This is a genomic window from Methylobacterium sp. A49B, assembly GCF_053346215.1.
In genome coordinates, this window is sequence record NZ_JBKFBO010000128.1 from 47,425 (window position 1) to 66,800 (window position 19,376).

The 19,376-nt window shown below is 71.0% G+C and carries 18 protein-coding genes and 1 pseudogene; 10 read left to right on the forward strand and 9 right to left on the reverse strand.

Annotated elements, in window-relative coordinates; translation table 11 throughout:
* Window positions 1-18 precede the first annotated feature (18 nt).
* Together ACLBX9_RS26590 and ACLBX9_RS26595 are read right to left on the reverse strand one after the other, a co-directional pair.
* Window positions 19-837, reverse strand: a complete 819-nt coding sequence (locus tag ACLBX9_RS26590; RefSeq protein WP_447721004.1) for a hypothetical protein — start codon at window positions 835-837, stop codon at window positions 19-21.
* Between the two features lie 19 nt (window positions 838-856).
* Window positions 857-1,069 (reverse strand): hypothetical protein, encoded by a 213-nt coding sequence (locus ACLBX9_RS26595; RefSeq protein ID WP_010685380.1) that lies wholly within the window; start codon window positions 1,067-1,069, stop codon window positions 857-859.
* A gap of 476 nt (window positions 1,070-1,545) precedes the next feature.
* On the opposite strand from ACLBX9_RS26595, the gene ACLBX9_RS26600 reads away from it, so the two are divergent.
* Both ACLBX9_RS26600 and gshB read left to right on the forward strand, forming a co-directional pair.
* Complete coding sequence (locus tag ACLBX9_RS26600) at window positions 1,546-1,839, forward strand: hypothetical protein (protein WP_010685381.1); 294 nt, start codon at window positions 1,546-1,548, stop codon at window positions 1,837-1,839.
* Between the two features lie 46 nt (window positions 1,840-1,885).
* A complete protein-coding gene (gene gshB, locus ACLBX9_RS26605; RefSeq protein ID WP_447721005.1) occupies window positions 1,886-2,842 on the forward strand; it encodes a glutathione synthase in 957 nt (318 codons plus the stop codon).
* Window positions 2,843-2,908: 66 nt separating this feature from the next.
* Here the strand turns inward: gshB and ACLBX9_RS26610 are convergent, their stop codons facing one another.
* Window positions 2,909-4,444: a cation:proton antiporter gene (locus tag ACLBX9_RS26610; RefSeq protein ID WP_010685383.1), complete on the reverse strand. Its 1,536-nt coding sequence runs from the start codon at window positions 4,442-4,444 to the stop codon at window positions 2,909-2,911.
* Window positions 4,445-4,501: 57 nt separating this feature from the next.
* Window positions 4,502-6,007: pseudogene (locus ACLBX9_RS26615) on the reverse strand (carbohydrate porin).
* Window positions 6,008-6,258: 251 nt separating this feature from the next.
* On the opposite strand from ACLBX9_RS26615, the gene ACLBX9_RS26620 reads away from it, so the two are divergent.
* On the forward strand, window positions 6,259-7,857 hold the full coding sequence (locus tag ACLBX9_RS26620; protein WP_447721006.1) for a gamma-glutamyltransferase family protein: 1,599 nt from the start codon (window positions 6,259-6,261) through the stop codon (window positions 7,855-7,857).
* A 30-nt stretch (window positions 7,858-7,887) separates the two neighbouring features.
* Here ACLBX9_RS26620 and ACLBX9_RS26625 read toward each other — a convergent pair whose 3' ends face one another.
* Together ACLBX9_RS26625 and ACLBX9_RS26630 are read right to left on the reverse strand one after the other, a co-directional pair.
* On the reverse strand, window positions 7,888-8,799 hold the full coding sequence (locus ACLBX9_RS26625) for a cell envelope integrity EipB family protein (protein WP_447721007.1): 912 nt from the start codon (window positions 8,797-8,799) through the stop codon (window positions 7,888-7,890).
* 61 nt (window positions 8,800-8,860) lie between these two features.
* On the reverse strand, window positions 8,861-10,705 hold the full coding sequence (locus ACLBX9_RS26630) for an ABC transporter ATP-binding protein (protein ID WP_447721008.1): 1,845 nt from the start codon (window positions 10,703-10,705) through the stop codon (window positions 8,861-8,863).
* A gap of 368 nt (window positions 10,706-11,073) precedes the next feature.
* Between ACLBX9_RS26630 and ACLBX9_RS26635 the strand changes: the two genes are divergently transcribed.
* The gene (locus ACLBX9_RS26635) at window positions 11,074-11,406 is read left to right on the forward strand and encodes a helix-hairpin-helix domain-containing protein (RefSeq protein ID WP_010685388.1); all 333 of its coding nucleotides are present in this window, start codon (window positions 11,074-11,076) and stop codon (window positions 11,404-11,406) included.
* Window positions 11,407-11,558: 152 nt separating this feature from the next.
* Here the strand turns inward: ACLBX9_RS26635 and trpB are convergent, their stop codons facing one another.
* On the reverse strand, window positions 11,559-12,800 hold the full coding sequence (gene trpB / locus ACLBX9_RS26640; protein ID WP_447721009.1) for a tryptophan synthase subunit beta: 1,242 nt from the start codon (window positions 12,798-12,800) through the stop codon (window positions 11,559-11,561).
* A gap of 164 nt (window positions 12,801-12,964) precedes the next feature.
* Between trpB and msrA the strand changes: the two genes are divergently transcribed.
* A complete protein-coding gene (gene msrA, locus ACLBX9_RS26645) occupies window positions 12,965-13,681 on the forward strand; it encodes a peptide-methionine (S)-S-oxide reductase MsrA (RefSeq protein ID WP_447721010.1) in 717 nt (238 codons plus the stop codon).
* A 135-nt stretch (window positions 13,682-13,816) separates the two neighbouring features.
* On the opposite strand, the gene ACLBX9_RS26650 is transcribed toward msrA, so the two are convergent.
* Window positions 13,817-14,758, reverse strand: a complete 942-nt coding sequence (locus ACLBX9_RS26650; protein ID WP_010685391.1) for a prephenate/arogenate dehydrogenase family protein — start codon at window positions 14,756-14,758, stop codon at window positions 13,817-13,819.
* Window positions 14,751-15,866: a pyridoxal phosphate-dependent aminotransferase gene (locus tag ACLBX9_RS26655; RefSeq protein ID WP_010685392.1), complete on the reverse strand. Its 1,116-nt coding sequence runs from the start codon at window positions 15,864-15,866 to the stop codon at window positions 14,751-14,753. The genes ACLBX9_RS26650 and ACLBX9_RS26655 overlap by 8 nt, the downstream gene beginning before the upstream one ends.
* Before the next feature lie 188 nt (window positions 15,867-16,054).
* Here ACLBX9_RS26655 and ACLBX9_RS26660 point away from each other — a divergent pair, with 188 nt between their 5' ends.
* From ACLBX9_RS26660 to metW, 5 genes are all read left to right on the forward strand, one after another.
* Window positions 16,055-16,351, forward strand: a complete 297-nt coding sequence (locus ACLBX9_RS26660; RefSeq protein ID WP_447721011.1) for a hypothetical protein — start codon at window positions 16,055-16,057, stop codon at window positions 16,349-16,351.
* 133 nt (window positions 16,352-16,484) lie between these two features.
* Window positions 16,485-16,652, forward strand: a complete 168-nt coding sequence (locus ACLBX9_RS26665) for a hypothetical protein (RefSeq protein WP_191991843.1) — start codon at window positions 16,485-16,487, stop codon at window positions 16,650-16,652.
* Between the two features lie 80 nt (window positions 16,653-16,732).
* Entirely contained in the window at window positions 16,733-16,912 is a 180-nt protein-coding gene (locus tag ACLBX9_RS26670) for a hypothetical protein (protein ID WP_010685394.1), read from the forward strand.
* Window positions 16,913-17,096: 184 nt separating this feature from the next.
* Complete coding sequence (gene metX / locus ACLBX9_RS26675; protein ID WP_447721012.1) at window positions 17,097-18,302, forward strand: homoserine O-acetyltransferase MetX; 1,206 nt, start codon at window positions 17,097-17,099, stop codon at window positions 18,300-18,302.
* Window positions 18,303-18,310: 8 nt separating this feature from the next.
* A complete protein-coding gene (gene metW, locus ACLBX9_RS26680; RefSeq protein WP_010685396.1) occupies window positions 18,311-18,997 on the forward strand; it encodes a methionine biosynthesis protein MetW in 687 nt (228 codons plus the stop codon).
* Window positions 18,998-19,376: the final 379 nt, after the last annotated feature.

Below are 19,376 nucleotides of genomic sequence, written 5' to 3' on the forward strand. Positions count from 1 at the left end.
CCGGTGGCGTGCGTCTGCTCAATCCTTCACCACCAGCGGCCCGGCCTGCGCGACCGGCAGCGGGAGGGGTTCGAGGCCGCACCGCGCTGCCGCGTCGGGCGGCAGCAGCGGGCCGAGCAGGTTTCGACGGGCGGCCAGCATCGTCAGGGAGCGCTCGGCCGAGACGGCTTCCGGGGCCGGCGCCGCCGCGAAGAGGTGCTCCAGGGCGAAGCGGTAGCGCGCGAGGCGCAGGCCGGCTTCGAGCCTGACCCAGGCGATGAGACAGCGGTTCTCGGCAACCCGCTGGGCGGCCAGCCGCACGTCGATATCGTTGAGGGTCTTGGCGAAGGGCAAGCTGCGGAGGCGCGCGGCATCCGCGTCGATCACGCGGGCGGCGAGCGCGGCGAAGAGCGGGATCAGCCGGGCATCCGCCGTGGCGTCGTCGCCGAGCTGCCGGTAGCGGGATACCGGCGAGCGGGACGGCTCGGCGGTCAGCACATCGTAGTAGGCGCCGATCTCGTCCACACGCCAGGTCGGGGGCATCGCGTGCGCGCTCGCGAGGCCGTACGCGGCGTCCTGGAAGGCCGCGAACGTGCTGGTCGGCTGGACGAAGCGCCATGCGCGATCGCGCAGGGCCTGCTCGTCGTCGGTCAAGCCTGAATCGAGGAGCAGCCGCCCGCGGTCATGGGTGCTGAAGCTGCCTGTGGTGTCGATGAGGCCGTTCCAGACGCCGGTGCGCGGCCGGCCGAAATCGCCGTTCTGCGTGCAGGCGGCCAGCAGCGCCAGCGCCGCGAAGACTGGAAAGAGGCCCGTTACCGTTCGAGAACGGCCGGGCCGCGGGCGATCCGGGACTGGCATGGGCAATCCCCGGGCAGGCTCAGGAAGCGAGGCGCTCGTAGCGCACGCCGAGGAACAGGAGAATCTCGCCCCGCTGCTCGTCCGAGCGCGGGATGCGGCGCGTCCGGCGCGCTTCGGCGCCGGGAAACGCGATGACGGCCGCCGTCGCGGTCGGGTCCGGCTCGCGCCTGGGATCGGCTGCCTGCAGGGATTGAGGCGCCGTGCCCGACGCCTGCGGCTTGATGACGGTCATGATCTCCGGCTCCTGTCGGCAATCCGAGCTTCTGGCCCGGGCCCGGGACGGGCGTCGGCAAGGGCTACGTGGGCAATGCAGCACGACGTGGTTAACGGACTCTTTCCGGCCCTCGGCCCGCGCCGTCGCCCGCTGCTCGGCCCACCCCTCAAGCCTTTCTCCGGCCGGCTCCCGGCACTGGCCGGCGGGCGGTTGGCGCGCGATTTGCGACGCGGTTCCCGCCCATGGCGGGCGTTTCCTCCCTTCGACTTGAGGCCCTGTCCGAACGCGGGCGGGGCCTTTTTCTCCGCCTGGAGCCTGTCCTGCGACCCGCGCGCCACAGTGCGGCGAAGCGTTGCCGTCGCCACTCCGCTTGGAACCGCCGCGGACCCGCGGCGCTTGCCTACCGCCCGGCACGACCGATATGCCGGATGCGGGTGGATGGGGGGACCGTCGCGTCGGTTCTCCGCCCGAACGAGATTTGAGGACACCGCTGAATGCGACTGGTTCCGGAACGATCCCTGCGCTCCTTCCGCCGCCGCGGGCTGGCCACGGCGGCGCTGGCGCTGTTCGCCCTCACCGCTGGCCCGGCTTACGCCCAACGCGAGGATCAGGGGCTGCAGCTCGGCTGCGCGAACGACTATTTCCGCCTCTGCGCTGGCGTCGACCCGAACAGCCAGGACGCGGACCGCTGCATGATGCGCAACCGCAAGCGCCTGTCGCCCGAGTGCCGTGCGGCGATCGGCGATTACGACAAGCGCACGGGCAGCAAGTCGCTGTCCGACGAGTGAGTCGGCCTCCGGTCGCGATACCCGCCGCTGGCGAGGGGCGTTTTCGATGAGCCTGACCGTCGCGGTCCAGATGGACCCGATCCAGAACATCCGGATCGCGGGGGACACCACGTTCGCTCTGTTGCTGGAAGCCCGGCGGCGGGGGCACACGCTCGTGTACTACACGCCGGACCGGCTCTCGATGCAGGGCCGGCGCGTCACCGCGCGGGTCGAGGGGCTGACCGTGCAGGACGTGGAGGGCGCGCACTTCACTCTGACGCCGCCGGAGCGGATCGACCTCGCCGAGGCGGACGTGGTGCTGATGCGCCAGGACCCGCCCTTCGACATGGCCTACATCACGGCCACCCACATGCTGGAGCGGATCCATCCAGAGACGCTCGTGGTCAACGACCCGTTCGAGGTGCGCAACGCCCCCGAGAAGCTGTTCGTCCTCGACTTCCCCGAACTGATGCCGCCGACTTTGATCAGCCGCGACAAGGCGGAGATCGAGGCCTTCCAGCTGGAGCATGGCACCGTGGCGATGAAGCCACTCCACGGGCATGGCGGCGCGGCCGTCTTCAAGGTCACCGAGAAGGACCCGAACTTCGGTTCGATGTTCGACCTGTTCGCCACGACCTTCCGGGAGGCCTGGGTGGTGCAGCGCTACCTCGACCGGGTCACCGAGGGCGACAAGCGCATCATCCTGGTCGACGGCGTGGCCATGGGCGCGGTCAACCGCGTGCCGGCAGCGAACGACATCCGCTCCAACATGGTCCGCGGCGGCGCGGCTTCCGCGTCGGAGCTGACTGAGCGCGAGCGCGAGATCTGCGCGACGATCGGCCCGGAACTGGCGCGTCGGGGCCTGATCCTGGTGGGGATCGACGTCATCGACGGGCATCTGACAGAGATCAACGTCACCTCTCCCACGGGCATCCGGGCGATCAAGCGGCTCGGCGGACCCGACCTGTCGGTGGCGGTCTGGGATGCGATCGAGGCGCGGGTCGCCGCCCGCAAGGGTGTGTGACTGTGCTCTGCCTTGCCGCTGAAGCGCTTCGCGCGGCCCGTAGAAGCCCCAGCTGGAAACGCCCCCTCACGTCTCCGCCTTCGGCGTGGCGCTGAGCTCGGCCCAGTCAAACTCCTCTTCCAACAGGTAATAGGCGTCGTCGCCGATCCGGCCGCGCCGGCGCAGGGATAGCACTGCGTCCCGGGCAGCCTCCACGGCCCGGCGCCGGGCGGCGTCCGCCGGCAGGCTCTCCGGCGCCAAACCCTCCTCGTGCTCCTCGGCCTCGGCCAGCGCCGCCTGGAACTCGGCGCGGATCGCCTCGGTCGCCGGCTCGTCCTCGGCCTCCGCGAGGCTGTCCAGAGCGGCCTTGTAGGCGGCGGCCCGGGCACGGCCGGTCTCGCGCCCGACCGGGTCGTCATCCTCCAGCTTCAGGTGCGCCAGCAGCGGGCGCAGGGTCAGGCCCTGGATGATCAGAGTGCCCAGCACGGTGCAGAAGGCGGTGACCACCACGAGGTCGCGATGGGGGAATTCTGCAGGCAGGGCCAGGGCGGCCGCCACCGTGACGATCCCGCGCATCCCGGCCCATGACAGAGCGATACCCGGCCCGAGCCGGGCCGGTGCGCCGGCCTGCCGGATGCCGATGCCGCGCATCCCGGTCGTCGGCAGCACCCAGGCGAGGCGGGTCACCACCACGGTGGCGAAGGTTGCGCCCGCGAGGATCAGCGCCTGCCATGCATCCGCGCCGGTCAGCCGCTCCCGGATCGGGTCGATCTGGATGCCGATCAGCACGAAGGCCAGGACGTTGAGGACGAACACCGCCGTGTCCCAGACCGCATAGGAGATCACCCGGGCCCGCGGCGCCGTCACGCCCGGCGCCCGGCGCGCCACCGTCACCGCGAAGGTGACGATGGTGAGCACCCCGGACAGCTCCAGCCGCTCCGCGGCGAGCCAGATCCCGAAGGCACCCACGAACTGCATCACGATCGCGCTCGCCGGGTCCGTGACGCGCCGCGTCAGGGCCACGAAGATCAGGCCCAGGACGGGGCCGACGACGAGGCTCCCCACGACGCCCAGGAGAAAGACCGGTGCAACCTCGGCGGGGTGGAAGGCGCCGGCCATTGCGGCCGTCACGCCGAGCCGGTAGATCAGCAGCGAGGCCGCGTCGTTGAGCAGGCTCTCGCCGCGCAGGATGGTGGCGAGCCGGTGCGGCATGGGCGCGTGCTTGAGTACCGCCAGCGCCGCCACCGCGTCGGGCGGCGCGACCACGGCACCGAGCACGATGCAGGCGGAGAGCGGCATGTCCGGCACGACGAGCCGGGCCACGACCGCGACGGCCAGCGTCGTCACCGCCACGGCGCCGACCGCGAGCCCCAGCACCGCGCGCCAGTTCTCCTTCATGTCCCGCACGGAGGCGTCGAAGCCGGCATCGAGCAGGACGGGGGCCAGGAACAGCGCGAGGGCGAGCTCGGGATCGAGCCGCAGGTTGGGGACGCCGGGCACGAAGGCGAGGCCGACTCCGCCCAACGCCAGGAAGGCCGGATACGGCGCGCCCAGCCGGCGCGCCAGGCCGGCCAGGAGGACGGCGCCGAACAGGACGCCGACAACCCACTCGAAGATCAACATGCTGCTGAAAGAGGCGGAGCGCCGTCACCGTTCCCGGCGCCGCCGTCGCAGGCCGGCTCAGTATTGCACGGTCGCGCGCAGGCCGAGCACCGCGGCGTTGCGCAGCCGGCGGCCGTCCGGCCCCGCGATGCCGGCGCCGGGATGAATGACGTATTGCGCGTCCGGCTGAATGGTGAAGCCCGGCACGACCACGGCCTGATAGGTCGCCTCGATCACCGCCTCGGCCCTGCGGCGGGGCATGGGCTGGCCCGAGTAGAGGATCGTGTCCCGGTCGGCCCGCTGGGCCTCGTCGCTGATGCGGGCGAAGGCGACGCTCACGCCCACCGTGTCGTCGTCCCGGCCCTCGAACAGGCCCTTGTAGGCCAGGCCGGTATCCACGTAGGCGTCGATCAGGCTGGATCGGGTGGGCGACCACGCGGCGCGCACGAAGAAGCCGAGGCCCTCGTCGTCCTTGCCGGATTCCCGGTAGAGCGTCTGGTCGTAGATCGCGTAGAGCCCGGCATTGCCCCGCACAGGCCGGCCGATGCCGGAGGCGTTCGGGTCGGCGAGCGGCACGCCGGTGATGTCGAAGCGCAGGCTGTCGAACCGGCCGAAATGCTGCCAGCCGCCCAGGGTGATGTCGCCCGGCAGGCCCTTGGAGCCGGGCGCGATGTTGTACGCGTAGGTCGCCTCCGCGACGATCAGGGCCGGGTCGTTGACGCGGAAATTGGTGCCCGTCCGATTTAGGCGCTGCGCCTCGGGATCCTGGCCGGGGCGGTTCGCCCCGGCCGGGTCGCCGTCGTAGAGCCCGACCTGCAGGGAGAATCCATTGCCCGGGACGTACTTCGCCCGGATCGCCGGGGCCGCGAGCGGGTAGGCCGGGCCGCCGCTCGGCAGGTCGAGCCCGGTGATCGCCGGCTAGCCGAAGGTGGAGTTCACGAACAGCGTCGCGGTCTGGCTGACGAAGAACTCGGTGTCGGCCGCCTGCTGGCCGATGCGGATCCCGAGCTGTCCGTCCATCAGGGTCTGGTCGAACCAGAGCACGTAGAGGCGCGTCGAGGGCAGCGCCTCGATCACGCTCGTGGTCAGCAGGTTGCCGACATAGTAGCGCGACAGGCCGGTGCCGTGGATGAAATAGGCGTTGGCGTGAACCGTCGCGCCCTGCCAGCCCGCCAACCGGTCGAGGTCGAGGTTAAGCCGCAGGTTGAGGCGGTCCTCGACGATCGCGCCCTGCCGGATCCCGCCGACCGGATTGCCCAGGACGTCGGCGATGTAGGTCAGGCTGTACTCGATCCCGCGTTCCTTCAGCAGCGGGCGGATGCCGAGGGGATCACCGAGCGGGCCGAGATACGGTTCCACCGAGCGGACGTAGCCGCCGGATGCCTGGCTGGTGGTTTCCGGCTGGGAGACCGAGATGCGCGGATCGGCGCCCGCGCCTTCGAAGACCGTCCGGGTCTGCTGCTGGGCCTCGGCCGGCGCGACCACTAGGCCGAGCCCGATCGCGACACGGGGTGTGAGCCTGCGGATGATGCTCCGGTTGCCGCTGGGAGCGACCAAACACGATAATCCGGCCCACGCCCTCATCCTGAGGTGCCGGAGCGTAGCGGAGGCCTCGAAGGAGCCCTCCAGAGATCGCGGAGGCTCTTGACCCCCCCCTTCGAGGCCGCTTCGCGGCACCTCAGGATGAGGGGGCGTGTTGGAGGGCCCGGCACCTCTTACTCCGCTACGGGGCAACGGTGCCACAGCGTAGCATACTGCATCGGTTGAGGGCCCCCACCCTTTGCAGGATCCACACGCTCGCCTAACCCTGCGTCCGGAACACGACAGGATCGCCGATGCCCGAGACCCCCGTCTTCACGTCAGCCGCCGTGGCCGCGCCTCACAGCCTCGCCGCGCAGGCCGGCCAGACCGTCCTCGCGCAGGGTGGCAACGCCATCGAGGCGATGGTCGCGATGGCCGCCTCGATCGCGGTGGTCTACCCGCACATGAACGGCATCGGCGGCGACGGCTTCTGGCTGGTTCGCGAGCGGGGCGGCCGGGTGCGCGGCATCGAGGCCTGCGGACCGGCCGGGCGCCTCGCCACGATTCCGCGCTACCGCGAGAAGGGCTACGACGCGATCCCCGCGCGCGGCCCCGACGCGATGGTCACGGTCGCCGGCGCGGTGGGCGGCTGGCGCCTCGCCCTGGAGCTCTCCCGGGCGCTCGGCGGGCGCCTGCCCCTGGAGACGCTGCTCGCCGACGCGATCGCGCAGGCGCGCGCCGGCGTCCCGGTCTCGCCCTCGGAGGCGCGCTACGTGCCCCAGGAGCTCGACACGCTCCACGACGCCCCGAATTTTTCGAAAACCTTCCTGAAGGACGGCAAGCCCTATCCGGCGGGCGAGACCCGCGCCCTGCCGCTGCTCGCCGCCACCCTGGAGCAGCTCGCCCACGCGGGCCTCGCCGACTTCTACCGCGGCGATATCGGCCGGGAGATCGCCGCCGATCTCGAACGCCTCGGGGCACCGGTGACCCGGGCGGACCTCGAGGCCTTCACGGCGGCCGAGCGGGCGCCGCTCTCGATCCGGCGGCGGGACGCGACGCTCTACAACTTCCCGCCCCCGACCCAGGGGCTCGCCGCGCTGCTGATCCTCGGCATCTTCGACCGGCTCAACATCGCCGAGCCGGAGGGGACGGCCCACTATCACGGCCTGATCGAGGCGACGAAGCGGGCCTTCGCGATCCGCGACCGGGTGGTCACCGATTTCGGCCGGCTGCGGCACGACCCGGCCGCCTTCCTGACCCCGGAGCGCCTCACCCGGGAGGCGGCGCTGGTCGATATGGGCCGCGCCGCCCGCGTGCCGCTGCCCGATCCGGGCCACGGCGACACGGTCTGGATGGGGGCGATCGACAAGGACGGCCTCGCGGTCTCCTACATCCAGTCGGTCTACTGGGAATACGGATCCGGCACGGTGCTGCCGGCGACCGGAATCTGCTGGCAGAACCGGGGTATGTCGTTCTCCCTCGACCCGAAGGCCGTGAACCCGCTGGAGCCAGGCCGGCGCCCGTTCCACACGCTGATCCCCGCCATCGCCGCCTTCGACGACGGCCGGGTGATGAGCTACGGCAGCATGGGCGGCGACGGGCAGCCGCAGTTCCAGGCCCAGATCTTCACCCGCTACGCCGACTACGGGATGGCGGTGGCGGACGCCGTCGATGCCCCGCGCCTCCTCTACGGCCGGACCTGGGGGGCGCCCTCGCTCAGCGTGAAGGTGGAGGACCGGTTCGATCCGGCCTGTATCGCGGCCCTCGGCCGCCTCGGCCACGACATCGAGGAGCTGGGCGGTCCCTACATCGACTCGCTCGGCCATGCCGGCATGCTGGTCCGCCATCCTGGTAACGGGCGGATCGAGGCAACCCACGATCCGCGTTCGGACGGCGGCGCGCTGGGGCTCTGAAGACAGGTATCCGTGGGTGGGGGCCGGTTCTCAGGGCGTGCAGCCCTTCCCGGCCTCCCTGTCAGCCCGCCCCGCCTGCGCGTCGATGTCGAGGGCGGTCATGTCGCCCAGGATGGCGAAGTCGCCGTAATCGAGCTTGAGCGCGCCGCTGACGCCGTTCTCGTAGAGGTCGAAGCCGAGGGTGTAGATCGGTGTCCGCTCCCCGGCGCCCTCCGTGTAGTAGCTCAGGCGCACGGGCCAGTGCGGCATGGCGGCGAGGGCCCCGGCGCGCAGGGGCTTGTCGCGGGTCGAGCCGGAGGCGGGTGCCGGCCCCGTCTCCGTGTGGCCGATCACCGCGAAGGTGTCGTAGATCTTTTTACCGTCGTCCGAGCCGTCGAACACCTTCACCGACAGCGTCGGCTGGCCGGCCCGCGCGGTCTCGATCAGGCGGCGCATGTGCTCGCTGGGGAACAGGACCGGCCCCGCGACGGTCAGCGGCTTACCGGGACCCTTCAGCTTCACCGTCAGGCTGTCGCCCTGCTCGGTGGCGGTCCCGTCCACGGGGGCAGCGGGCTGGTTGTTGGTGAGCGTCGTCGTCTTGAACCGGAACTCGCGGCCCTGCCCGCCCTCGAAGGTGGTGCTGCGCATGTCGGACAGGCGCGTGCCGGTCTCGCCCGAGGCCAGTTCCGTCACCTGACGGGTCAGCATCGTGTAGCCCCGGCAGGCATCACCCCGGAAATCGACGACGATGCGGCCCCGGGCGCTCTCCACCGAACGGGTGCCGCCGCCCTCGGCGAGCGACAGGTCGTAGACCGCGCGGTGGTTGGCCAGCACGATGGCGGGTTCGGTGGCGGGAGCCTGCGGCTTGGCCTCAGGCTCGGGCGCCGGGGGCGGGGCCGCCTGCGCGCTCCAGGCGGAGACGAGAAGGCCGGCCGTCAGCAGTCGGGAGAGGCGCAGGCGCATGGAGGACCTCAGTTCAGCCCGCCGCAGATAGCAGGCTGGGCAAATCGGGCAAACCTCGCGATCACCGGTAGCCCTCGGCCTGCAGGGTGAACAACTCGGCATAGCGCCCGCTCCGCGCCATCAGGGCCGTGTGACTGCCCGATTCCAGCACCCGGCCGCCCTCCAGGACCAGGATCCGGTCGGCCATGCGCACCGTGGAGAAGCGGTGCGAGATCAGCACCGCGGTGCGGCCAGCCGACAATTCGCGGAAGCGCGCGAAGACGTCGTGTTCGGCCCGGGCGTCGAGGGCGGCGGTGGGCTCGTCGAGGATCAGGATCTCAGCTTCGCGCATGTAGGCGCGGGACAGCGCGACCTTCTGCCACTCGCCTCCGGAGAGGTCGAGGCCGCCCGCGAAGCGCTTGCCGAGCGGCTGGGCATAACCCTCGGGCAGGCGCTCAATCACCGGGGCGGCGAGGCCCCGGGCGGCCGCGGCAGCGATGCGATCCTCATCCGCCGCGGCCTCGATACGGCCGACCGCGACGTTCTCCCCGGCGGTGAGATCGAAGCGGACGAAGTCCTGGAAGATCGCCCCGATCCGCGCCCGCAGATCCTCGAGGTCGTAGGCGGTGAGCGGCACGCCGTCGAGGAGAACACGGCCCTCGTGCGGGTCGTAGAGACGGGTCATCAGCTTGACGATCGTGGTCTTGCCGGCGCCGTTGCCGCCGACCAGCGCCACCGTCTCCCCGGCGCGGACGGTGAAGGAGAGGCTCCGCAGCGCCCAGATCTCCGTGCCGGGATAGCGGTATCCGACATCCTCGAAGACCAGCCCCTCGCGGATCGGCACCGGCACCGGGACGGGACGCGCGGGCGCGACGATCTGCGGCCGTATCTCGAAGAACGCGTAGAAGTCGTCGAGGTACTGGGCCTGGCTGGTGATCTGGGTGAGTCCGAGGAGCATCTCCCTGATGCCGCTGTGCAGGCGCTGGAAGGCACCGGCCAGGAAGGCGAGGTCGCCCACCGAGAAGGATCCCGCCACCGTCCGCCAGACGATCACCGCGTAGGCGGCGTAGTAGGCGAGCGTCCCGAGGCCCGCGAAGGCGAAGCCCCAGCCGGCGCGGGCGGTGGCGAGCCTCCGGTTCTCGGCCAGCAGCCGGCGCGCCACCGTCGCGTAGAGGTCGGTGACGTAGCCCGAGAGGCCGAAGAGCTTGACCTCCTTGGCGGTCTCCACGCTGGCGCCGAGATAGCGCAGGTAGTCGAGCCTGCGCCGCTCGGGGCTGCGCAACCAGGCCAGCCGGTAACCGGCCGCGGTGAAGTGCCACTCGTTCAGCACCGCCGGCACGAGGGCCACAGCGATCAGGACGATGAGCCAGGGCGTGAAGGCCGCCACGCCCGCCGCCAGGGAGACGAGGGTCAGCAGAGCCTGGACCTGCCAGAGCACCGTCCCGATGAGGCCGGTGCGGCCGCTGACCTGCCGGCGCGCGCGCTCAAGGCGATCCTGCTGGGCACTGTCCTCGAACTGCGCGAGGTCGAGCGCTGCGGCATGCGCCATCAGCCGCAGGGAGGCCGCGTTGGCGTAGAGGTCGCCGATCAGGGTCTCGACGAGGCTCGTGAGCCGGCCGGCGAGATCCGAGACCAGGGCGAGGCCGAACTCGGCCGCCACCAAGCCGGCGAGCCGCGCCCGGGCGGGATCGGCGAGCCACTGGGACAGGCTCATCTCCGGCGCTGGCCGGGCGTGCTCGGCGACGATCCCGTCGAGGATCAACTTGGCGAGATACAGGGATAGGACCGGCAGGCAGGCCGCGACGAGCCGCAAGGCGAGGCTCGCGGCGAGCAGGCGCGGACTCGCCGCGGCGATCTCGCGGAACAGGACGGGCAGGTAGCGCAGTGCGCCGAAGCGCCCGGCGAGGCGCGACGTGCGCTCGGTCATCCCCGGACGATTCCGCGCCGCCGATCGACGCCCGGTTGGCCGGCGTGCAGAGAAAGCATAAGCTGTAGCATTATAGAGGCTTAGATCTCGTCGAGTGGTGTGTGCTCAGCGGCCCTGCAATTCTGAGAGTTTCGGTCTTACTCATTATCGCCGGCATACTCGCCGCGGTGGTGCAGTTCCTGTTGCCGTCCGCGGGACCCGGGCTCGGGACCCAATCGGCACCGCCGCCCGCTCCCTCTCAAGTGAACGAGCCGCCGCCCGTCGTCCAGCCGGCGCCGCCGCCCTCGTCGCCCGCGCCGGCCGAGCGTTCCCGGGAGCCGGCCGCGCCTTCCGGGACTGGCGCGACGACGCAAGCAGCCCCGCACCAGATGCCCTCCGACGCCCTCGCCTTCCCGTCGGATCCGGCCGCGCAGCAGGACGCGCAGACACAGGCACAGGCACAGCCTCAACCGCAAGGCCAAGAGGCCGCAGGTCAGGCCGAGGTCGAGCGGGCCGAGGACGGTGCCGGACCCCGGGCGCTGGCGGTGGTCGACCTGAACACCGCCTCGGTGGCGGATCTCAACCGCCTGCGGGGTGGCGGCACCATCGGCCGAGCGATCGTCGCCAAGCGCCCCTACACCTCGGTGGACCAGTTGCTGTCGAAACGCGTGCTCAGCCGGGCGGTCTACCAGCGGATCAAGGATCAGGTGACGGTGCGGTGAGGCAGCGGCGGCCCCTGCAGATCATTGTATCGCGGATGCCGCGCCCCGACCGAGATCGATTTCGCGGCGCGGGCGCGCGGGCTCACGCGGTCAGCCGTCCTGGTCTCCGCGGCGCGGGACAAGATCCAGGCCGAAGGCTGACATGCGCCCCTTCAGAGCCTGGTCCCGAAGATCTCCGCCACCTGCGGGATGTCCTTGTCGCCGCGGCCCGACATGTTCATCACCATCAGGTGATCGGCCGGGCGCTGCGGCGCGAGTTCCAGGACCTTGGACAGGGCGTGGGCCGGCTCCAGGGCGGGGATGATCCCCTCCAGCATCGAGCAGAGCTTGAACGCCTCTAGGGTCTCGGTGTCGGTCGCCGACAGGTAGGTGACCCGGCCCATCTCGTGCAGCCACGCGTGCTCGGGGCCGATGCCCGGGTAGTCGAGGCCCGCCGAGATCGAGTGGGCGTCAGCGATCTGCCCGTCCCCGTCCATCAGCAGGTAGGTGCGGTTGCCGTGCAGCACGCCCGGCTTGCCGCCGGTGAGCGAGGCCGCGTGCAGGCCCGACTGCACACCGTGGCCCGCCGCCTCGACGCCGAAGATCTCGACCTCGCGGTCGTCCAGGAACGGGTGGAACAGCCCCATGGCGTTCGAGCCGCCGCCGATGCAGGCGACGAGGGAGTCCGGGATGCGGCCCTCCTGGGCGATCATCTGCTCGCGGGTCTCGCGGCCGATCACCGACTGGAAGTCGCGGACCATTGCCGGATACGGATGCGGGCCCGCCACCGTGCCGATGCAGTAGAACGTGTCGGCGACGTTGGTGACCCAGTCGCGCAGCGCCTCGTTCATGGCGTCCTTGAGGGTCTTGGTGCCGGATTCCACCGGGATCACCTCGGCGCCGAGCATCTTCATGCGGAACACGTTGGGCGCCTGCCGGGCGACGTCGACCGCGCCCATGTAGACGACACACTTGAGGCCGAAGCGCGCGCAGAGGGTCGCGGTGGCGACGCCGTGCTGGCCGGCGCCGGTCTCGGCGATGATCCGCGGCTTGCCCATGCGGCGGGCCAGCAGGATCTGACCCAGCACGTTGTTCACCTTGTGGGAGCCGGTATGGTTCAGCTCCTCGCGCTTGAAATAGACCTTGGCACCCTGCCCCGCCGGAGCCTTGGCGCGCAGGTGCTCGGTGAGGCGCTCGGCGTAGTAGAGCGGGCTCGGCCGGCCGATATAGTGGGTGCCGTAGGACTCCATCTCGGCCTGGAAGCTCAGGTCGGTCTTGGCCGCGTCGTAGGCCGCCTCCAGCTCAAGGATCAGCGGCATCAGCGTCTCGGCGACGAATCGGCCACCGAAGATGCCGAAGCGGCCGCGCTCGTCGGGGCCGGTGCGGAAAGAGTTGGGCTCGGGGGCGATGGTCACGGGACGGGTCCTGCGCGAAGGTCGATCGTTTGCCGGGTGCCTAGACCCATGCGGCCGCCGCCGCAATGCGGCCAGCCGCCCGCGTAACCGGATCGGGCCTCAGGACGAACAGGCTGTCAGCGCACGCCGCCGCATCCGGCAGGCGCATCCGACAGGAGGTCTGCATGGCTCTTCGCGATACGGTCCGTCCGCTCCTCGGCGCGGCTCTCGGGCTCGGCTTGGCCGGCGCGCTCCTGCTGCCCCGGCTGCCCGCCTTCGCCGAGGAGGCGCCGCGCCGTCTGCCGGAGGCGGTGACGCGCTCCGCCGAGGCGCCGGGACCACACGTGGCCGTCTTCGCCGGCGGCTGCTTCTGGGGGGTGCAGGGGGTGTTCCAGCATGTCCGCGGCGTGAGCAGCGCGGTATCGGGCTACGCCGGCGGCACCCGCGCAGAGGCCGATTACCGGGCGGTGAGCGGCGGCGGGACCGGCCATGCCGAGGCCGTCAAGGTCACCTACGATCCGGCTTTGATCCGCTACGATGAGCTCCTGCGGATCTTCTTCTCCGTAGCCCTCGACCCGACCCAGGTGGATCGCCAGGGACCCGATTCCGGGAGCCAGTACCGCTCGGCCCTGTTCCCGCGGGATGACGCGCAGGCCGGCGTGGCGCAGGCCTATATCGCCCAGCTCAACGCGGCCAAGGCCTATGCGCGGCCGATCGCCACCCGGATCGAGCCAGGCGCGGCCTTCTACCCGGCCGAAGCCTACCATCAAGACTTCATGGCGCTCCACCCGGGGCACCCGTACATCACCGTCAACGACGCGCCGAAGCTGGAGGCGCTGCGCACGCTCTTCCCGGAGCGCACGGCGCCGCAGCCGGTCCTGGTCAACCGTCCCCCGGCGTGAGGGTCCGCTCCGTCATCACGAGCGCTGCGAAGCGACGCGGGGCAGCGCGACATCCCTGAGCGTGGCGCCACCCTGGATCGCTTCGCTCCGCTCGCAACGACGGCGGTGCGATCACCGCGAGCCGTCCAGACTCCCCTACTCTTCCGGCGGCCGCGGACGGCCGAAATCGGGAGCCGCGGTCTCCTGGCCCAGGGCCACGATGCTGCGCCGGATCGCCCGGGTGCGGGTGAACATCGCGTGCAGCGCGTCGCCGTCGCCCCAGCGCACCGCTTTGGCGAGGGCCGAGAGATCCTCGTTGAACCGCCCGAGCATCTCCAACACCGCGTCGCGGTTGTTGAGGAAGATGTCGCGCCACATCGTCGGGTCCGAGGCGGCAATGCGGGTGAAGTCGCGAAATCCGCTCGCCGAGAACTTGATGACTTCGGATTGCGTGGCTGATTCGAGGTCGGCGGCCGTGCCGACGATGTTGTAGGCGATCAGGTGCGGCAGGTGGCTGGTGATCGCCAGCACGTGGTCGTGGTGCTCGGCGCTCATCGTCTCCACGTTGGCGCCCATGCCCTCCCACAGCGCCCGGACCCGCTCGACAGCCGCCGGATCCGTGCCCTCCGGCGGCGTGAGGATGCACCAGCGGCCGTTGAACAGGGTCGCGAAGCCCGCATCCGGCCCCGAGAACTCGGTGCCGGCGATCGGGTGGCCGGGGACCAGTGCGACGCCCTCGGGCAGGTGCGGCCGGACCGCCGCCACGACGGCGCCCTTCACCGAGCCGACATCCGACACGATGGCGCCGGGCTTGAGATGCGGCGCCATCTCGGCCGCTGCCGCACCGATGGCGCCGACCGGCACGCAGAGGATCACCAAGTCGGTGTCGGCCGCGCCCTCCGCCGGATCCCCCGTGACCACGTCGGCGATGCCGAGCTCGCGCACCCGCTCGCGCACGGCCGGATCTCGGTCCACCGCCACGATCGTGCGGGCGAGGCCGTAGCGGCGCGCCGCGCGGGCGATCGAGGACCCGATCAGGCCGAGGCCCACGATGGCGAGGCGGCCGAGGGCGGGCTCCGCCGGGATCGTCTCAGGCATGCTGGCCCCGCACGAAGTCGCCGAGGGCTGCCAGGAAGGCCGTGTTGGCCTCCGCCCCGGCCACCGTCACCCGCAGGGCGTCGGGCAGGCCGTAGGCGGTCACGCGGCGTGTGATCAGGCCGCGCTCCGTGAGGAACGCGTCCGCGTCGGCCGCCGAGCGGCCGGGGGCGTCGGGGAAGTGGATCAGCAGGAAGTTCGCGACGCTCGGCGTCACGGTCAGGCCCAGGGCGCGCGCGCCCTCGGTGAGCTTCGGCAGCCACTCGGCATTGTGGGCGGCGGCCGCCGCCATGTGGGCCTCGTCGGCGATGGCCGCCGAGCCCGCGGCGATCGCCGGTCCCGAGACGTTGAAGGGGCCGCGAATGCGGTTGACCGCGTCGGCCACGTGTGACGGTGCCACCATCCAGCCGATCCGGACCGCGGCGAGCCCGTGAATCTTCGAGAAGGTGCGGGTCATCACGACGTTCTCGGCCTCAAGGGCGAGTTCGAGCCCGGCCGAGTAGTCGTTCGCCCGGACGTACTCCGCGTAGGCGCCGTCGATCACCAGCAGCACGTGCGGCGGCAGGCCGGCATGCAGGCGGCGGATCTCGTCGAAGGGCAGGTAGGTGCCGGTCGGGTTGTTGGGGTTGGTGACGTAGACGATCCGGGTCCGGTCCGTGACCCGGGCCAGGATCGCGTCGACATCGACGGTGAGATCGCGTTCGGGCGCCACCACGGGCTCGCCGCCGGAGGCCAGGATGGCGATCCGGTAGACCAGGAATCCGTGCTCCGAGTAGATCCCCTCGGTGCCCGGGCCGCCATACGCGTAAGCCAGCAGCGAGAGCAGCTCGTCCGAGCCAGCCCCGCAGACGATCCGCTCAGGATCGAGCCCGTATCGCTTCGCGATGGCGGTTCGCAGCACCGTGGCGCGCCCGTCCGGGTAGGTCTCCAGCTTGGCAGTGGCTTCGTGGAGGGCCGCGAGCGCCGCCGGGCTGGGGCCGAGGGGCGTCTCGTTGGACGAGAGCTTGTAGACCTTGCCGCCGCCGGGCCGCCCGCTCTTGCCGGGCACGTAGGTGTCGATCGCCAGGACGCCGGGACGCGGTTCCGGACGGGCGGGTCGGGGGGCGGACATGGGCGGGCGACTCGGGATGGGCGGGTTTGAGGATTCTCGCGCCCGTCTACAGCATTTCCTTTGCCGGTGAACCCGGGCCCTCCGGACGCGCCGGCGGATCCGCCGCGAAGCGGTCCGCCCGATCCATCCCCGCGCGACCGCGCCGCCCTACTTCTTCCCCGTCCCACCTCACTGCGGAGGACGATCCCATGCCCCTCGAACGCTATCTGGACGGCGGCGCCCACATCCTGCCCGCCAACGAATCCCTGATCCGCTTCGCCATGACCGACGGCCAGCGGGTGATCGGCATCGACGTTCCGATCCCCGTGCTGCGCCAGCACTTCGGCGGCGGGGCCGAACTCGCGCCCCTGGAGCTGTTCGCCCACAACCAAGCGGTGATCGAGGCCGCGGCGAGCCAAGCCTACGACCGGACCGAGACGCCAAACGACCTGCTGGACATGGGGCCGGAGGATTTCGACACGCGGCCAGCCCCAGCCAAGCTCTGACCAGCAGGATCTCTCAGCGGCAAAACGGTGACGCGCAAATGCCGCGGGGCACTCGCCACGTTTCGGCCTGTTGAGTCCGGAGAAGGGGCGCGTCGGGCGTGCCGCGCCCAGAATCCTCGTTGGCGGATCGACGATGCCCGGTGACCTGATCCTCTGCAGCCTGTTCTTGACCGGGATCCTCACCTCGGTCGCCGCGGATTGCCGCCTCCGGCGCGTCGAGGCTGCCCCGTGGATGAACGGCTGCATCACGGCGGCCGGCGCAGCCCTGGTCTTCGTCGCCTGCGCGGCCGCGATCCGCTGAGGAACCGTCCGGCACCGGACGGATTTCCCCAGCCGGATCGGGTGCTGCGCAGGCGACGCGGCCGGTTGGATGAGGTGTTTATGGTTTCGATACAGGCCCTCATCGGCTGCGGACTCGTCCTGACCGGCATGGTCATCGAGAGTGCGGCGAGCCGGCATTGGCGTGGCGGTGTGCGCGCCGATCGGCTCGATGCCCGCGCAGCCCTCGCCCTCGGCCTTCCGGCGCTGGGTCTTGCCGTGATGGCCGCACCGCTGGCGTGAGCGGGTCGGGGCCGGCGCGGAAAGGTCCCTCCTTCACGAAGCCGCGGACGTGGCGCGTTGACGCTCGGCGCCCCGCGCATTACCTCCGCGGACGCTGACCGCGTCGGGCGAGTGCGGCGCGTCACGCGACCTCCCTTCTCTCCCGGTTCGGCTCCGATCGGATACACGGTCGTCACGACCCGCCATGGACACCCAACCGGACACGGCCCTTCGGCCGGACCCGACCGACGCGCCCGCCCGGACTGTGCCCGAGCGCTCGCAGGCGCTCGACCCGAAGAGCCCGGTCGCCCACTTCGCCGCCGACACGCCGCTCCTCACGGATGCAGGGGTCGAACTCGCCCCCTTCCAGATCGCCTACCAGACCGCCGGCACCCTCAACGCCGCGCGCTCGAACGCGGTGCTGATCTGCCACGCGCTCACCGGCGACCAGTACTTCGCCCACACCCATCCGGTCACCGGCAAGCCCGGCTGGTGGGAGACCCTAGTCGGCCCCGGCAAGCCGATCGATACGGACCGCTACTTCGTGGTCTGCTCGAACGTCATCGGCTCCTGTATGGGCTCCACCGGCCCGGCCTCGATCGACCCGGCGTCGGGGCGACCCTACGGACTGAACTTCCCGCTGGTGACGATCCGCGACATGGTCCGGGCCCAGGCGATGCTGCTCGAGCATCTCGGTATCCGGGACCTGTTCCTGTGCATCGGCGGCTCGATGGGCGGGATGCAAGTGCTGCAATGGGCGGCGCTCTATCCTGAGCGCGTCTTCGCCGCGATGCCGATCGCCACCGGCGCCCGCCATTCCGCGCAGAACATCGCGTTCCACGAGGTCGGCCGGCAGGCGATCATGGCGGATCCCGCCTGGGCGGACGGGCGCTACCTCGAGGCCGGCACGCGTCCCGCCAAGGGGCTCGGCGTCGCCCGGATGGGCGCGCACATCACCTATCTGTCGGAGCCCGCTCTGCACCGGAAGTTCGGCCGGCGTTTCCAGGGCGGCACGGCGCCGACTTTCTCGTTCAACGCGGATTTTCAGATCGAGAGCTACCTGCGCCACCAGGGCCTGAGCTTCGTCGAGCGGTTCGACGCCAACGCCTACCTCTACCTGACCCGAGCGATGGACTATTTCGACCTCGCCGAGGACCATGGCGGCGTGCTCGCCAACGCCTTCCGGGGTACGAAGACCCGCTTCTGCGTGATTTCGTTCACGTCGGACTGGCTGTTCCCGACGCGCGATTCCCGGGCGATCGTGCACGCTCTCAACGCGGCCGCGGCGCCGGTGGCCTTCGTGGAGGTCGAGAGCGACAAGGGCCACGACGCTTTCCTGCTCGACGAGCCGGCGATGTTCTCTGCGGCCCGCGGTTTCATCGACGCCGCGGCACGGGCACGCGGTCTGTGAGCGGCTCGATGCTGGGCAAAACCGCCCACGGGGCGCCCTGGGAGAGCGCTGACGCCCTCCCCCACACGGCCGAGGAGAACGGCGCCCGCGTCGATCACCTCGTCGTGCTGGGCCTCGTCCCGGCGGGTGCCCGGGTCCTCGACATCGGCTGCGGTGACGGCTCGCTGCTGGCCCTGCTGCGCGACCGCCGCGGCATCGACGGGCGCGGGATCGAATTATCCCGCGAAGGGGTCAATGCCTGCCTCGCCCGGGGCCTCTCGGTGATTCAGGGCGACGCTGACACCGACCTCGCCAATTACCCGGACGGGGCCTTCGACGTGGTGGTCCTGTCCCAGACCATCCAGGCAACCCGCAACCCCCGGATCGTGCTGGAACACCTGTTGCGCATCGGGCGGCAGGTAATCATCTCATTCCCGAATTTCGGGCATTGGCGGGTGCGCTCCGAGCTGGCCTTCCGCGGGCGGATGCCGATCACCGAGATCATGCCGGATGCGTGGTGGGAGACACCTAACATCCACCATTGCACGATCCGCGACTTCGTCGGCCTCTGCCGCCTGATCGGCGCCCGCATCGAACACGCCACGGCGCTCGACGCCCGCGGCCGGCCGATGCGGTTCTCGATGCCCTGGTGGGTCTGGAACCTGTTCGGCGCCCAGGGGGTGTTCCTGCTCCGGCGCGAGGGCAGCGAGAACTAAGACGGGCGAGGCGGGACCCGCACAGCGCGCGTCCGGAGGCAGATGCGGCGGACGCGGCCTGCCCAGGCGCGCTCCCCGCATCGGGGAGCGCGCGTCGCACTGCGACGTGGAACGCATCCCAGGCCCGCGCCGGCGCAGCGGAGTCTGACCCGGTCACCGGCCCGAGAGCCCGCCGCGCCGCTCCGCATTCCCGCACATATCCTGAAATAGAGCAGAAACGGAGCTTGGCTATTTCTGATCGCGTCGCCGTGATCGGACCGTGATTACGGATTTGGCTGAGTCTTGCCCGAGGCATATGCGTCCACGGAGGGGTCGTGGACTGCGTTCTGCTGGGCTGAGATCTTGCCGCAATCACGAAGTCCAGCGAGGTCGACAGCAC